We start from the raw sequence: 13,722 nt of genomic DNA, 5'->3' as shown, positions 1-13,722 counted from the left end.
AGCGCTGCGCCATGGCGCTCTTACCCAGTCCGGCGATCTGCGGAAACACGAACCACATCCAGTGCGTGCGTTTGCGGCCCGAGCGCAGCTCAGTGCTGACCTGCTCGTAGACAGGTGCCTGCGCATCGACGAACCGCTGTAAGTCGTATGTTGCATCTTGCGCATCGCTCATTTTGCCTTCCCTCCTGCCCTTGCATTGGCACTGGCGCGGCCCGACACCTACTGCCGCTCAGAATACGCTCCATTGGCCGCGAAAAAGCGCCGCCACCCACTCGGGGTTCGAGGGCCAGTAGCCGTGCATGTAGGTCGCAAAAATCGGGCCGTGTGCGAATATCCGTTCGCCCGGTTCGTCGGACGACGCTCGTCGACTGTGTGCAATGGGTAGGAGCGGCGTATCGAGGTGCGAGTAATGGAACGTATGGCCTGTCGTGGTGCCATGCGGCGTCGCGATCTGCTCCATGCCCAGCGCCGCGAGTCGCGTTTGCATCGTTGCATGTCCGGGGAGAAGGCCCAGCATCGGATGGCGGGTGCCTGCCGTGTCCGTCAGACTTTCCACCAGATAGAGCATGCCGCCGCATTCGGCAACCAGCGGCTTTTGTGCGGTTACATGCGCTCGGATCGAATGGGCTGTTCCGGCACTCGTCGCGAGCTTGGCAGCATGGAGCTCGGGGTAGCCTCCCGGAAGATACAGCGCATCGACCCCCGGCGGCACAGGCTCGTCGGCCAGCGGGGAGAAGTAGCTCACACGGGCGCCGAGCGCGGCGATGAGCGCAACGTTCGCCGGATAGATAAATGAAAAGGCGGCGTCCCGCGCGATCGCGATGTGCAAGCCGGCCAGTAAGGCAGGCGGAACATCGGCTGCTTCGGCCTGAAATTCGACGGGTGGCGGCAGTTCAGCCAGTGCCGTCTGCGATAGCGCGTCCGCCGCTCTCTCGATGCGTGTCTCGATGCCTGCGATTTCGTCGGCTTGATGCAGTCCGAGGTGTCTGGACGGCAAGCCGATCTCCTCGGAAGGTGCCACGTAGCCGAGCCAGCGAAGGTCGCGTGGCAGAGCCTCTTCGAGCATCGCGGCGTGGCGCGCGGAGCCGACATGATTGGCGAGCACGCCAAAAAACGGGACGTCCGGGCGATAGCGGGCGAGGCCGAATGCGACCGCTCCGAACGTCTGTGCCATGGCTTTGGCCGAGATGACGGCGGCGACGGGCACGCCGAACTTCGCGGCGAGGTCTGCGCTGCTCGGCGTGCCATCGAAAAGGCCCATCACGCCTTCGATCAGCAGCAGATCCGAGCGTTCGGCCGCCTCCGCAAGCAGGCGGCGGCACTCGCGCTCGCCGACCATCCACAGATCGAGCGAAAACACCGGGGCTCCGCTTGCACGCGCGAGAATCATCGGGTCGAGGAAATCGGGTCCGGCTTTGAACACCGTCACGCGCCGCCCCTGCCGGCGATGCATTCGGGCAAGCCCCGCAGTCATCGTGGTCTTGCCTTGGCCGGACGCCGGTGCGCTGATGAACAGGGCGGGGCATGCGGGCATCGTCAGAACTCCACGCCGCGTTGCGCCTTCACGCCTTGTTCGCGATACGGATGTTTGACGAGGCGCATCTCCGTGACGAGATCGGCAGCCTCGATCAGTGCATCGGGTGCGTGGCGGCCGGTCACGACCACATGCAGCATCGGCTCTCGCGCTTGCAGTACGCCCAGGACTTCCTCCAACGGCAGATAGTCATACTTGAGGACCGTGTTGAGTTCATCGAGTATGACCATTCGATATTCGCCACTTCGAATCATGCGGACCGCCTCGTCCCAACCCTTGCGAGCGGTCGCCATATCGGCGTCGCGGTTTTGTGTGTTCCAGGTGTAGCCGTCGCCCATGGTGACGAAGTCGCATTGCGGATGGCTGCCAAGGAAATCGCGTTCGGAAGTATGAAGGGCGCCCTTGATGAACTGGACGACGCCGATTCGTTCGGCGTGCCCGAGCATACGCACCGCCATACCGAATGCGGCCGTGCTCTTGCCCTTGCCGTTGCCGGTATGGACGATCAAGAGACCTTTTTCGTGGGTGGCGGCGGCTTGCTTTTTCTCGTGGCCTTCGCGACGGCGTTGCGTCATGCGTTGATGCGAATCGGTATCGGTCTTCATCTGAGTCTCTCTGAGTGGTGTCATTCCGGCGCTGCTGCAATGGCGACAGTCACATCGCCGTACGCCTGCTTTGCCGCGACGAGACGGCCGCCCGGGACTGCGAGGAGCGCGCACGGCTCGCAGACGCCGCGGGTGCCGACATGCGCATGAACGAGCGGCGAGCGATCGAGCGCGTCGTGCTCGTCGAGGAAGCGCTCGATTGCTTCGATCGAAAACGTAACGAGGGCAATGCCATGGCGAGTCGCGAATGCCAGCAGCGCAGGCTCGCTGGCTTTCGATGCGACCGTGGCAATGCGCTTAACGTTTTCGAGGCGCAGCCCGCTTAGTGCGGCCGCCACAGCGGATTCGATCTGTTCGACGGTGACGCCGCGCCGGCAGCCGACGCCCAGCGTCAGCGTTGCTCGCGAAGGGGGAGGGGCGCACGATGGATACGTCATGTCGGCTTTGGCCCCGGCGTGCGGGGCCTCACTGTGGCGGTGCTGATCGAACGGCGCACGCTCGCGCGCGAACCGTCGAACGAGAATTGGACGAACGCCCCGGCAGCGGCGCGGCCATAAGATAGCACACGCCATACTGCCGGCGAGCCTGTGCGAGAGCACCCCGATGGAACGCGCTCGAGCTGACCCTTTCAGTCCTACAGTGAAAGTTTAGCGCTCGTGCCAGCGAAGCCGGCGATTGTCAATAATTGTCATTTTTTCGCCAAGCGGGCTCAGAACTTTTAGACAGACTATTGCGAACACAGAGTTGTTCCGACAGAATGCCGAACAGATGACGTACGGTGCTATGAATCAATAGCGCCCCAAAAAATAACAATGGCCAGCGACATAGGAGACCATCCCCGTGTCGAAAACGAGAACAATACGGGCTGCACCTTCCTTGGGCAGGAATGCAAATGGGCATGGCGGATAACAACGGGTGGCGCAAACGTTTGCCTCGGCGCGGTGCAAGTGCCGATGGTGTCCTCATTTCTTCGGTCGTTATTTGGTTGCGAGCTCCGCAACGCGACGCTCCGCCTTAAATCCTGTTTTTCGACGTTCGTCCCTCAACCCTCCGGATGCTGATCAATCCGGGGTAGGGCGGCGTATTTAATATTGCATTCAGGTATTCCTCGCGTGATGAGGAAGGGGCTTTCTTTAACTTAGAAAATTCCCGGCTCTCGAATCGCAATTACTGGCCGACGTATGCACATGCCCTCTCGAGGGGCAAGCGTCAATCGAGTGATTAGGGGTCCTAATTAAGTGGCGATGTTTGCCTGCGCGTGTCTATCCGATGGCTCCTTCGACACAAAACTGTCATGAACCCATGGCGTGGCACGAGATCGTTCGCAAAGCGCGTTGTTTTAACAATCGATAGCGGTTTTTGTTCTTCTTTTTCATCTAATGACGGCCGCACAGCGGAACAAAAATGAACAAATCGTATAAGACGATCTGGAGTGAAGCATTGGGGGCCTGGGTGGCGGCGTCCGAGCTGGCGAGTACGGGTGGCAAGCGTTGCGCGGCAGCGGTGTGCGTCCGTGCTCCGCGAATCGCCGCAAAGCACGCCGTGTCGGGAGCGGGCGGGGCGATGACGGTGATTGCCGCTGCCATTGCGCTCTCGGGCACGCTCGTGCCGGAAAGCGCCCACGCGCAGTACGCCGCAGGCAGCGGCTCGGTTGCAGCTCCCATCAATTCCGTTGCGGTCGGTATTTCGGCGACGGCCTCGTCGGTCAATGCAACGGCGCTTGGCGATTTCGTGGTGGCCGGAGGAACGAGTTCCGTCGCGATCGGCGCGTTCGCGTCTGCGGGAAACTTCAGCGTTGCGATCGGCAATGGGTCGAATGCTCCGGGATTGGGCGCTGTGGCAATGGGAAGCGGGGCCAGCGCCAGTGGCGGCTCGGCCGTCGCTGTCGCAAACAGTGCCACTGCATCCGGCCAACAAGCCGCAGCGTATGGCTTTGCCGCACTGGCCTCAGGCGGCTTTTCCACCGCGTTAGGCAATCAGGCTACGGCCGCCGCAACCTCTGCTGTCGCGATCGGCAACCAGGCCACAGCCAGCAGCGTGGCTGGGGGCGGGCTCGCCGTGGGAAGCGGCGCCCTCTCGGGTGCGCCGTCCGCGGTAGCAATCGGCACCAACACGGGCGCAACGGGTACCTCGTCGATTGCAATCGGCGCGGGCGGCGGAATAGCCGGGACGCCCGGTTCGGGAACAAAGGCGTCCGGCACGAGCTCGATCGCCATCGGGGTGGGGGCGAGTTCTTCCGCGCTGTTCGGTATCGCGCTTGGCGACCTCGCTTTCTCGAGCGGGACGTCCGCAACGTCGTTGGGGCCTGGCGCCCACGCAACCGGTGACAACTCGACGTCGATCGGCATCAATTCGACCGCTTCAGGCGCGTCGAGCGTGGCGCTCGGCGGTTGGGCGACCGGTGCAGCGAGCATCGCACTCGGCGGCGTGGCGAGCGCCGCGCGCGCGACCGCGCTCGGCCCGAACGCCAACGCAGCCGCGGCTTCAACTGTCGCTTTCGGCGATAGCACCACCGTTGCGGCAGCCGCAGGCACCGGTTCCATCGCCGGTGGACACAACTCGCAGGTGACGAGCGGGACGGGCGCCATCGCGCTCGGTGAAGGACAGACGGCGAGCGGCAATGGCGCGGTCGCCATCGGCGATCCGGGCTCGGCGATAGGCACGGGCGCCGTGCAGGTCGGTGCGAACAACACGGCAAACGGTAACGGTGCCGTGGCCATCGGCAACAGCAACAACGCCCAGGGCCAAGGTTCGGTCGCGCTGGGCAATACTTCGAGTGCTTTGGGCGCCGGCGGCATCGCCCTCGGTTCGAGCGCGCTCGCCAGCAATACCAACGGCGTCGCGCTGGGTTCGGGCGCCGTTGCCACCAACAGCAACGATGTCGCACTCGGCGCCGGTTCCACGACGGCCGCGCCGAATCCGACACCGACCGGGACCATCGCCGGCAATACCGTCAATTTTGCGGGCGGCAATCCCACGAGCGTGGTCAGCGTCGGCACGAGCACCACGCCGAGGCAGGTCACCAACGTCGCGGCAGGCCAGATCACCAACTCGAGCCTGGATGCCATCAACGGCTCGCAACTCTTTGCAACGAACCAGGCGATCGGCAATATTTCGACGACGCTGACCGGGTTGTCGTCATCGTTTACGACGCTCAACAACCAGGCCGTCAAGTACGACGTCGTCGGTGGCACGGTCACGTTCACGAGTCTGACGCTCGACCCCGGCGGTGCGCCCACGCAGATACATAACGTCGCCGCGGGCACAGCATCGACGGACGCGGTCAATGTTTCTCAACTGAACTCCGCGGTGGCCGCGAGCGCGACCCACTACTACAGCGTCAACGATAACGGCACGCAGCAAGGCAATTTTTCGAATAACGGTGCAACGGGAATCGATGCGATAGCGGCAGGCCCGAACGCAACGGCATCGGGCGCGAGCGGTGTCGCGCTCGGTTCGGGGGCGAGTGCAAGCAATACGGGCGCGGTTGCACTGGGCAGCAATGCACAAGCGACGGCCGCGAATGCCGTGGCGCTCGGTTCGAACTCGACGACGACGGCGAACCTCGGCCTCGCGGCATACAACCCGGGCACGGGCGTATTGGCGGGCACGGCGCCGGTCGGCGAGGTCTCCGTTGGCTCCGCCGGCAACGAGCGGCGCATCACGAACGTCGCGGCAGGCTCGGCCTCGACCGACGCCGTCAACGTCAGCCAGTTGCAATCGGTCGAATCGCAACTCACTCAAACGCAAAGCAATTCGCTGCAGTGGGACCCGACGGCCAACGGCGGAACCGGCGCCTATAGCGCGAACCATGGTGGAACCGGTCCAAACGTGATCACGAACGTTGCGCCCGGCACGCTGAGCTCGACGAGCACCGACGCGGTCAACGGTTCGCAACTCTTTACGACGAATCAGAACGTCACCACGCTCGCGACGACCGTCAACAACATTCAGAATGGCGCGGGCATCAAGTACTTCCACGCCAATTCGACGGCGGCCGACAGTCAAGCCGTGGGCACCGACAGCGTCGCGATCGGGCCGCTCGCGGTGGCGAGCGGCTCGGACAGTCTCGCCGCGGCGAACGGCGCGCTGGCGCAGGCCGCCAACGCGATGGCACTCGGCGCACAGTCGACCGTTTCGGTGGCGGGCGGTGTCGCGATCGGCTCCGGCTCGGTTTCCGATCGGCCGGTGAGCTCGTCACAGGGATCGATCGCGGCCGGTAGTCAGGCCATTCCTTTCAACACGCAAGACGCAACGCTGCTCGGGGCGGTCTCATTCGGTAATGCGGCGGCCGGCAGCCAGACTTACCGGCAGTTGACGAATGTGGCGGACGGCACGGGACAGAACGATGCCGTGACGGTCAGACAGCTCTCCGGCGCGCTGCAGGCGTTCTCGGTCTCGGCGACGAGGTATTTCCACGCGAACTCGTCCGCGACCGACTCGCTGGCGATCGGAGCGGACTCGGTCGCCGTCGGGCCGACGACCGTCGTCAATGGCGATAACGGCGTCGGCATGGGCAACGGGGCAATCGTGGGACAGAACGCTCCTGGCGGCGTTGCAATTGGCGAAGCCTCGACCTCGGGACAGGCCGATGCCATCGCGCTCGGCAGCGGTTCGACGGCGAACGGCGCTCAGTCCATCGCACAAGGCGCGCACTCGAATGCCGGCTTCGCGGGCGGCGTGGCTATCGGCTCCGGCGCGACGAGCAGCGCCGTCGATGCCCTCGCGTTGGGCTCCGGCTCGAGCGCATCGTTCGCCAATAGCGTGGCATTGGGTGCCGGTTCGGTGACGACGGTCGGCGCGTTGAGTAGTTACATCGCCTACGGGTTGAGCACGCCGCAATCCTCGGTGGGCGAGGTGAACGTCGGCGGCCGCCAAATCACCGGCCTGGCCGCGGGCCGTCTCGGCACCGATGCGGTCAATGTCTCGCAGTTGGAGGCGGTTCAGCAGCAGTTGACTACGCTGATCACCAACAGCGGAAACTTCTCGTCGACGCCGGGCGGTTCCGGCGGCAGCACGACGCCGCCGGTGTCGACCGGGTCGAATTCTTCGGCGGGAGGATCGGGCTCGGTCGCCTCGGGGTCGAACAGCACGGCCGTGGGCAATAACTCCTCGGCAACCGGTAACGGCACCACGGCGGTCGGCGTCGGTGCCAGCGCGACTGGCAACGGATCGACCGCGATCGGTTCGGGCAGCAACGATGGCGGGCGCACGAACGTGGTGGCCGTGGGATCGACCACGTCGTCGCGACAGATCATCAACGTAGCGGCCGGCACAGCGGCCACCGACGCGGTCAACGTGCAGCAGTTGAACAATGCGATGTCGCAGGCCAACGCCTATACCGACAATCAGATCGCCGGGATTCGCAACAATCTCGACTCCTATCGGCGCGATGCCGACGGCGGCGCGGCCACGGCGATGGCGGTCGCGGGCCTGCCGCAACCGACGGGTCCGGGCCGGAGCATGGTCGCGATCGCGGGCAGCGTCTATCGCGGGCAGTCGGGCCAGGCGCTGGGCATTTCGACGATTTCCGAGAACGACCATTGGGTTTACAAGGCGGCGGTCTCGACCAATACGCGTGGCAGCTATGGCGCCGTGGTCGGTGCCGGATATCAATGGTGATGAGTCTGGCTCGATGGGGGGCGAGGGGATGCGGCGTTGCCCGCCTCCTGGCCTGTCTCCCGTTCGCCGCAACATGAATTCATAGGGACGCCAAGAAAATGAATATTCGATCCGTTACGGCAACAGTCGGCGCGCTCTCGTGCCTGATCGGTCTCGCCGCATGCGTGGGCCCGTCGACCGACGCCTCGTTTCCCGAGCACAGCGTGGCCACGTGGCCCGATGGCACGTTTCCCAACGTCGATAACCTGCGCATGGTCGAGCCCGGCATGACGAAGGGGCAGGTCTATCCGTTGATCGGTGCGCCGCATTTTCATGAAAGCGTCTTTCATGTCCGTGTGTGGAACTACCTGTTCCATTTCCGCACGGAAGACAAGACGCTTACATGCGAATATCAGATCGCATTCGACGATCATGGGCGAGTGAATCGGACGCGATGGAACGATCAGCAGTGCGAACGATTTGCACCTGCTAAGATCGCGGACGGCGTCGATCGATCGGACACATCGGGGAAGGTTCAATGAAGGGTATCGCCGGGAGATACAGAGTAGCCGCGGCATGCGTGCTCGCGGGGGTGTCGATGCTGGCGCATGGTGCGCAGGCGGGCACGTCCGCGGACGAACTGCTTGGCGACGCGCAGCGCGTGCTTGAGCAAATCGATGCGGGCCGATATGCGACGGTCTGGCAGCAGACCGCACCTTTCGTTCGCGCGAAGTACGCTGCCGATGCATTCGAACGGGGCCTCTCGCAATCGCGCAACGCGCTGGGCACGGTCGATCACCGCGGATGGGCATCGGTGACCCGCCTGACTTATTCGCATAACCAGGCGGTGCCCGACGGCCTCTACGCGAACGTCGACTATGCGACATGGCTGGCAGACGGTCGTGTCGTCTATGAAAAAGTCAGCTTCCAGCTCGGCAGCGACGGCCGATGGTATTTCACCGGTTACGAGCCGCGGCAGAGTCAGGGCGTTGCAGCACAGGCGCAAGTCGGCCAGAAATGAACGATCGGCAATTCGGCTCCAGCGCCGCTGAAGCACGCGATGCGACGCCATCGAGGGCGAGCGGCACGGTGCCCGAGGCGTTCGATGCGGGCCCGCGGGCGTCGAAGATTCGTCGGCATCTCGAGGCGGGCGAATTGATCGAGGCATCGGAGATGCTTTCCGATTGCCTGGAGCTTGCTCCCAACAATGCCGACGTTGCTACGTTGCAAGCGCAGCTGCTGCGGCTGTGCGGGCGCTACCAGGAGGCGGGCGAGTGGGTCGATCGCGTGCTGGCGGCAGTGCCCGCCCACAGCGGGGCTTGCGTCGAAGCTGCACGTCTGGCGGCGCTCACCGGGGCAACGGATCGTGCATTCGACTGCTTCGAACGCGCGCACCGCGCGGTGCCCGATGCAACGGACTGGTTCGCCGAGTGGACTGCGCTTGCCCATGCGGTACGGCGGACGGATATCGCTGCAACCGTCGCTGCTCGATGGTGCGAGCTCGCCCCCGATTCCGCGCACGCGTGGTTCTCGCTCGGCCTCGCGCATCACGAGGCCGGGGCGCTCGATGCGGCGCTTGCGGCGTACGAGCATGCCCTCTCGCTCGATGCCGGCGTTTCAATGCTGCGCAATAACCTCTCGGCGCTGCATTACACGCGAGGCGAATACGACGCGGCGTTGAAAGTCGGGAGGCAGGCGCTTCGCGCGGAGCCCAATCATCATCTCGCATGGACGAACCTCGCCAATGTCTGGTTGAGGTTGCGCGAGCCGGACAAAGCGTTGATCGCCGCACGGCGCGCCGCAACGCTGGCGCCTGATTTCGCGCTGGCGCAGCTTGCCTTGAGCAATGCGGCCCGCGAGTCGCAGTCATGGGCCGAGGCGTTCAATGCGATCGTGCACGCGGCGAAAATATCGGGCGCGGAGCCGAAGATCCAGTTCTCGGTCGCGATGCTGCAGTTGATGCAAGGCGACTTCGCAAACGGCTGGATCAATTTCGAGGCGCGCTGGAGCGGATCGCCCGAGCTTGCGGGCAAGGAGGCGTTTTGCCCAGGCCAACGCTGGCAGGGCGAAGCGCTCGAGGGCAAGACGCTGCTCGTCTGGGGCGAGCAGGGACATGGCGATGCCATCCAGTTCATTCGCTTTTTGCCGTCTATCGTCAAACACGCGCGCGATGCGGGCGGGAAGGTCATCTGCTGCTGTTTTCGTCCGCTGTACGAGCTTTTCAAGCGAAGCCTGGCAGGCTGTGATGTCGAGGTCTTGCCCAGCGATGTCGAGCGGTTGCCCCACTTCGACTATCAGCTCCCGCTCGCGAGCTTGCCGCTCGTGCTCGGCGTCACGCTCGAAGCGCTCCCCGCACCCGCGGCGTACCTGGTACCGGACGCGGCCCGCGTCGAACGTTGGCGTGGCGAAATCGGTGGGAGCGCTCGCCTGAAAGCGGGCCTCGTGTGGACGGGCAGCCGCAATCATCAGCGCAATTCCGTGCGCGCGGTGTGCCCGGAGCGCTACGCCGAAGCCTTCTCCCGCATCGACGGTATCGATTGGTATAGCTTGCAACCCGGCGCAGCCGAGGACGTCGAGCGCATGGAACGCGCGGGACTGCACGTCGTCGATCGAACGAGCGAGTTGGCGAGCTTCGACGATACGGCCGCGCTCATTGCCAACCTCGATGTGGTCGTGACCGTCTGCACGTCCGTTGCGCATCTGGCCGCCGCATTGGGCCGGCCCACGTGGTTGCTGCTCGACGTCAACCCGCACTGGGTATGGATGACGGAGCGTCGGAACAGCCCGTGGTATCCGAGCATCAGGCTCTATCGTCAGCGCAACTATCGGGATTGGACGGCACCGCTGGCCGAACTGAGGGCCGACCTCGAACAGGCAGCCCGGCAACCGGCGGTGCAAGGAGCCGGCGCGCGTCCTTGACGCTCGCTGAGCGCGCCCTTACACTCGCAGCCAATCTGGTGCTCGCGCGCGCATTCCTGCGTGCGCAGTTAAACGGGAAACAGGAGCGCGTCCGGGCGAACGATGCCGGCACGATCGACCTGTGCTGCCCCCGCAACGGTGAGCGAACGCATCGCGAACGCGATGCAGAGCCGGCTTCGATGCATGCACGCAAGGCCGTGTATGCAGGCAACCACTGCGCAAGAAACAACACCACTCGCGCGGGAAGGTGAAGCGGCGCTTTCGTCAGCCCGGATACCGGCCAGAGGGAAGGCGGATGCCGCGGTGGGCGGCATGCCAGCCGGGACTGCTTCGCTTCGCGCTGTCATTGCGTCATCGCACCTCGTTTTCCTGCTTCGATCAGGTTCGGCTTCGCCGTTGGCCGGCACCGGGCAATGGAACGAGCGGTGCGATATCTCGCGTGGTGGCGCAAGGGCGGGGCACGTCCATGTCAATCCGTCTCGATCTCCATAAGGGGACCGCCGTGCTCGAGTCCATCGCGGGGCTTTTCAACGATAGTTCCACTGCGTTGCGCAACAAGGTGGCAGGCATCTATGCCGTGCTGCTCGTGTTCAATCTAGGGGCCTGGGTCTGGGCCTTCGTCGCTTTTCACGGTCAGCCGGTTTTGCTCGGCACCGCATTGCTTGCCTATACGTTCGGCCTTCGCCACGCCGTGGACGCGGATCATATCGCCGCAATCGACAATGTCACGCGCAAGCTGCTGCAGGAGCGGCGCAACTCGCTCGGTGCGGGCTTTTTCTTCTCGCTCGGGCATTCGACGGTGGTCGTGCTCATGTCGATTGCCGTTGCGCTGACGGCGTCGACACTGACGGCACATTTCTCGCAACTGAGGTCCATCGGCGCCGTCATCAGCACCTGTGTGTCGGCGTTCTTTCTGCTGATACTGGCTGCGGCCAATATGGCGATCCTGCTTTCGATGTGGCGCACGTTTCGCGCGGCGCGTCGCGGCGAGCCCATCGTCGAAGAAGACCTGGACCTGCTGCTCGGCGGGAGAGGCCTGCTTGCGCGCCTGTTCCGACCGCTTTTCAAGCTCGCATCGCGCAGTTGGCACCTCTATCCGATCGGTCTCCTGTTTGGCCTGAGCTTCGATACGGCCACCGAAGTGGCGCTCTTCGGCATTTCGGCCACGCAGGCATCCGGCGGCATGTCGGTCTGGTCCATCGCCGCCTTGCCGCTGCTTTTCACGGCCGGCATGTCGCTCGTCGACACCACCGACGGCATTCTGATGACGGGCGCGTATCGCTGGGCCTTCGTTCGGCCGATTCGCAAGATCTACTACAACATGACGATCACCTTCGTCTCCGTCGTGGTGGCGCTCGTGATCGGCAGTGTCGAAGCACTCGCCCTTGCCGCGGACAAGCTCCAGCTCAAAGGTGCCTTCTGGGATTTCATCGGCAGCGCCGCCGACCGTTTCGGTTTGCTCGGCTATTTCGTCATCGGCATTTTTCTGTTCAGTTGGGCCGTGTCGGCGTTGATCTACCGCTTCAAGCGCTATGACGAAATCGACGTGACACTGTCGGCCTGAGCTTCGGCTCGCGAGACATTTTCGAACGATATCGAGGTACTCATGCACACTTCCATGCGCAAGATCCCGGTCACCGTCGTGACGGGCTTTCTCGGCAGCGGCAAGACCACGCTGCTGCGCCATATTCTGCAAAACGCGCGCGGTGCGCGCATCGCGGTCATCGTCAACGAGTTCGGCGAACTCGGCATCGATGGCGAAATCCTCAAAGGCTGCGGCATCGGCTGCGAGGAGGACGGCGCCGCCGGCGCGCTCTATGAGTTGGCCAATGGGTGTCTTTGCTGCACCGTGCAGGAGGAGTTCTTCCCCGTCATGGAAGCGCTCGTCGAGCGCCGCGACAGTATCGATCACGTGCTCATCGAGACGTCGGGCCTCGCTTTGCCGAAGCCGCTCGTTCAAGCCTTCAACTGGCCCGCCATCAAGAATGCTTTCACGGTCGATGCGGTCGTGACCGTCGTCGATGGGCCGGCCGTTGCGAGCGGTCAATTCGCGGCGGACCCGTTGGCCATCGAGCGCGAGCGTCGGGCCGATCCCAATCTCGACCACGAATCGCCGTTGCACGAGCTGTTCGAAGACCAACTGTGCGCGGCCGATCTCGTGGTCCTCAACAAGACGGATCTGCTCGACGATGCGGGGATGGTCACTGTCGAGGCGCTGGTGCGCGAAGAGATTCCGTCGCATGTGAAGGTCGTGCGTGCACAGCAGGGCGAGCTCGATTTGCAGGTGCTGCTCGGCCTTCAGGCCGCGTCCGAGGAGACCATTCATCTACGCGTGGACCACCACGGTTCCGTCGACGATGCCGATCACCATCACGACGAGTTCGACTCGGTTGTGGTCGAGGGCAGCGTGAGCTCGCGCGAGCATGCGGTTGCGGCGCTGGCGCGGCTCGTCGAGACGCATACGATCTATCGCGTCAAAGGGTTCGCAGCATTGCCGGGCGCACCGATGCGGCTCGTGGTCCAGGGTGTCGGGCGCCGCTTCGACAGCTATTTCGACCGCCGCTGGCAGGCCGGCGAGGCTGCTGCGAGCCGTTTCGTGCTGATCGGCGCGGACCTCGATGCAACCGCGCTGCAACGCGCATTCGACGCCGCGCTTGCCGCGCCGTTACAACCGGCCTGACGCCTCATGCATTTGCTGCGAACCGTCCCTGGGGGCTTCGTCGACGATACTGCCGGCGTGGTGCGAATCGACCAGCGTCCGGCCGATATCGTCGTCATGAGCTCTGCCGATACGACGCTATCGTTGCTGGCGAGTGTGGTCGAGCGGATCGGCGCCGGCTTCCCGAGCCTGCGCCTCGCCAATATGGCATATCTGCGCCAGCCGGCGTCGATCGATTTCTATGTCGACGATGTGCTTCAGCATGCGCGCGTGATCGTCGTCGATCACCTGGGCGGCGAGGCGTATTGGCCGTACGGCATCGAGCGGCTCGTCGAACTGGCCCGGCGCCGCAAGCAAGTGCTCGTCATGTTCTCGGGCGATTTGCAGGAGGACGAGAACCTCGT

The 13,722-nt window shown here is 64.0% G+C and carries 11 protein-coding genes and 1 riboswitch; of the genes, 7 read left to right on the top strand and 4 right to left on the bottom strand.

Annotated features, from left to right (window positions below):
- The 4 genes from VGL01_RS24085 to VGL01_RS24070 all read right to left on the bottom strand — a co-directional run.
- Nucleotides 1-172: DUF1810 family protein (locus VGL01_RS24085; protein WP_331573864.1), on the bottom strand; the 172-nt coding region annotated here is incomplete at its 3' end.
- A gap of 57 nt (nt 173-229) precedes the next feature.
- Nucleotides 230-1,534 carry a cobyrinate a,c-diamide synthase gene (locus VGL01_RS24080; protein ID WP_331573856.1) on the bottom strand — a complete coding sequence of 435 codons (1,305 nt, stop codon included), beginning with the start codon at nt 1,532-1,534 and terminating at the stop codon, nt 230-232.
- A 2-nt stretch (nt 1,535-1,536) separates the two neighbouring features.
- Nucleotides 1,537-2,139, bottom strand: a complete 603-nt coding sequence (gene cobO, locus VGL01_RS24075) for a cob(I)yrinic acid a,c-diamide adenosyltransferase (protein ID WP_331573862.1) — start codon at nt 2,137-2,139, stop codon at nt 1,537-1,539.
- A gap of 20 nt (nt 2,140-2,159) precedes the next feature.
- Entirely contained in the window at nt 2,160-2,576 is a 417-nt protein-coding gene (locus VGL01_RS24070; RefSeq protein ID WP_331573854.1) for a cobalamin biosynthesis protein, read from the bottom strand.
- 967 nt (nt 2,577-3,543) lie between these two features.
- On the opposite strand from VGL01_RS24070, the gene VGL01_RS24065 reads away from it, so the two are divergent.
- From VGL01_RS24065 to VGL01_RS24035, 7 genes are all read left to right on the top strand, one after another.
- Nucleotides 3,544-7,761 (top strand): YadA-like family protein, encoded by a 4,218-nt coding sequence (locus VGL01_RS24065; RefSeq protein WP_331573852.1) that lies wholly within the window; start codon nt 3,544-3,546, stop codon nt 7,759-7,761.
- Nucleotides 7,762-7,859: 98 nt separating this feature from the next.
- Nucleotides 7,860-8,282 (top strand): outer membrane protein assembly factor BamE, encoded by a 423-nt coding sequence (locus VGL01_RS24060; protein ID WP_331573851.1) that lies wholly within the window; start codon nt 7,860-7,862, stop codon nt 8,280-8,282.
- Nucleotides 8,279-8,761: a DUF4019 domain-containing protein gene (locus tag VGL01_RS24055; protein WP_331573850.1), complete on the top strand. Its 483-nt coding sequence runs from the start codon at nt 8,279-8,281 to the stop codon at nt 8,759-8,761. The genes VGL01_RS24060 and VGL01_RS24055 overlap by 4 nt, the downstream gene beginning before the upstream one ends.
- The gene (locus VGL01_RS24050; protein ID WP_331573849.1) at nt 8,758-10,659 is read left to right on the top strand and encodes a tetratricopeptide repeat protein; all 1,902 of its coding nucleotides are present in this window, start codon (nt 8,758-8,760) and stop codon (nt 10,657-10,659) included. The genes VGL01_RS24055 and VGL01_RS24050 overlap by 4 nt, the downstream gene beginning before the upstream one ends.
- A gap of 19 nt (nt 10,660-10,678) precedes the next feature.
- Nucleotides 10,679-10,958, top strand: a riboswitch (cobalamin riboswitch).
- 167 nt (nt 10,959-11,125) lie between these two features.
- On the top strand, nt 11,126-12,223 hold the full coding sequence (locus VGL01_RS24045) for a HoxN/HupN/NixA family nickel/cobalt transporter (RefSeq protein ID WP_414720338.1): 1,098 nt from the start codon (nt 11,126-11,128) through the stop codon (nt 12,221-12,223).
- Nucleotides 12,224-12,265: 42 nt separating this feature from the next.
- Nucleotides 12,266-13,339 carry a cobalamin biosynthesis protein CobW gene (cobW, locus tag VGL01_RS24040; protein ID WP_414720337.1) on the top strand — a complete coding sequence of 358 codons (1,074 nt, stop codon included), beginning with the start codon at nt 12,266-12,268 and terminating at the stop codon, nt 13,337-13,339.
- 6 nt (nt 13,340-13,345) lie between these two features.
- On the top strand, nt 13,346-13,722 hold a 377-nt coding region (locus VGL01_RS24035; RefSeq protein WP_331573848.1), incomplete at its 3' end, for a hypothetical protein.

This window comes from Trinickia sp. (assembly GCF_036503415.1).
Classification (GTDB): domain Bacteria; phylum Pseudomonadota; class Gammaproteobacteria; order Burkholderiales; family Burkholderiaceae; genus Trinickia.
Note: the sequence above shows the minus strand (reverse complement) of the source record. Positions and strands in the feature narration are given on the sequence as shown.

What these genes read in the sequence shown, in the direction of transcription:
- VGL01_RS24045 (WP_414720338.1), top strand. Translation starts at nt 11,126, where the DNA reads ATGTCAATCCGTCTCGATCTCCATAAGGGGACCGCCGTGCTCGAGTCC.
- VGL01_RS24080 (WP_331573856.1), bottom strand. Translation starts at nt 1,534, where the DNA reads ATGCCCGCATGCCCCGCCCTGTTCATCAGCGCACCGGCGTCCGGCCAA.
- VGL01_RS24060 (WP_331573851.1), top strand. Translation starts at nt 7,860, where the DNA reads ATGAATATTCGATCCGTTACGGCAACAGTCGGCGCGCTCTCGTGCCTG.
- VGL01_RS24070 (WP_331573854.1), bottom strand. Translation starts at nt 2,576, where the DNA reads ATGACGTATCCATCGTGCGCCCCTCCCCCTTCGCGAGCAACGCTGACG.
- VGL01_RS24065 (WP_331573852.1), top strand. Translation starts at nt 3,544, where the DNA reads ATGAACAAATCGTATAAGACGATCTGGAGTGAAGCATTGGGGGCCTGG.
- VGL01_RS24050 (WP_331573849.1), top strand. Translation starts at nt 8,758, where the DNA reads ATGAACGATCGGCAATTCGGCTCCAGCGCCGCTGAAGCACGCGATGCG.
- cobW (WP_414720337.1), top strand. Translation starts at nt 12,266, where the DNA reads ATGCACACTTCCATGCGCAAGATCCCGGTCACCGTCGTGACGGGCTTT.
- cobO (WP_331573862.1), bottom strand. Translation starts at nt 2,139, where the DNA reads ATGAAGACCGATACCGATTCGCATCAACGCATGACGCAACGCCGTCGC.
- VGL01_RS24055 (WP_331573850.1), top strand. Translation starts at nt 8,279, where the DNA reads ATGAAGGGTATCGCCGGGAGATACAGAGTAGCCGCGGCATGCGTGCTC.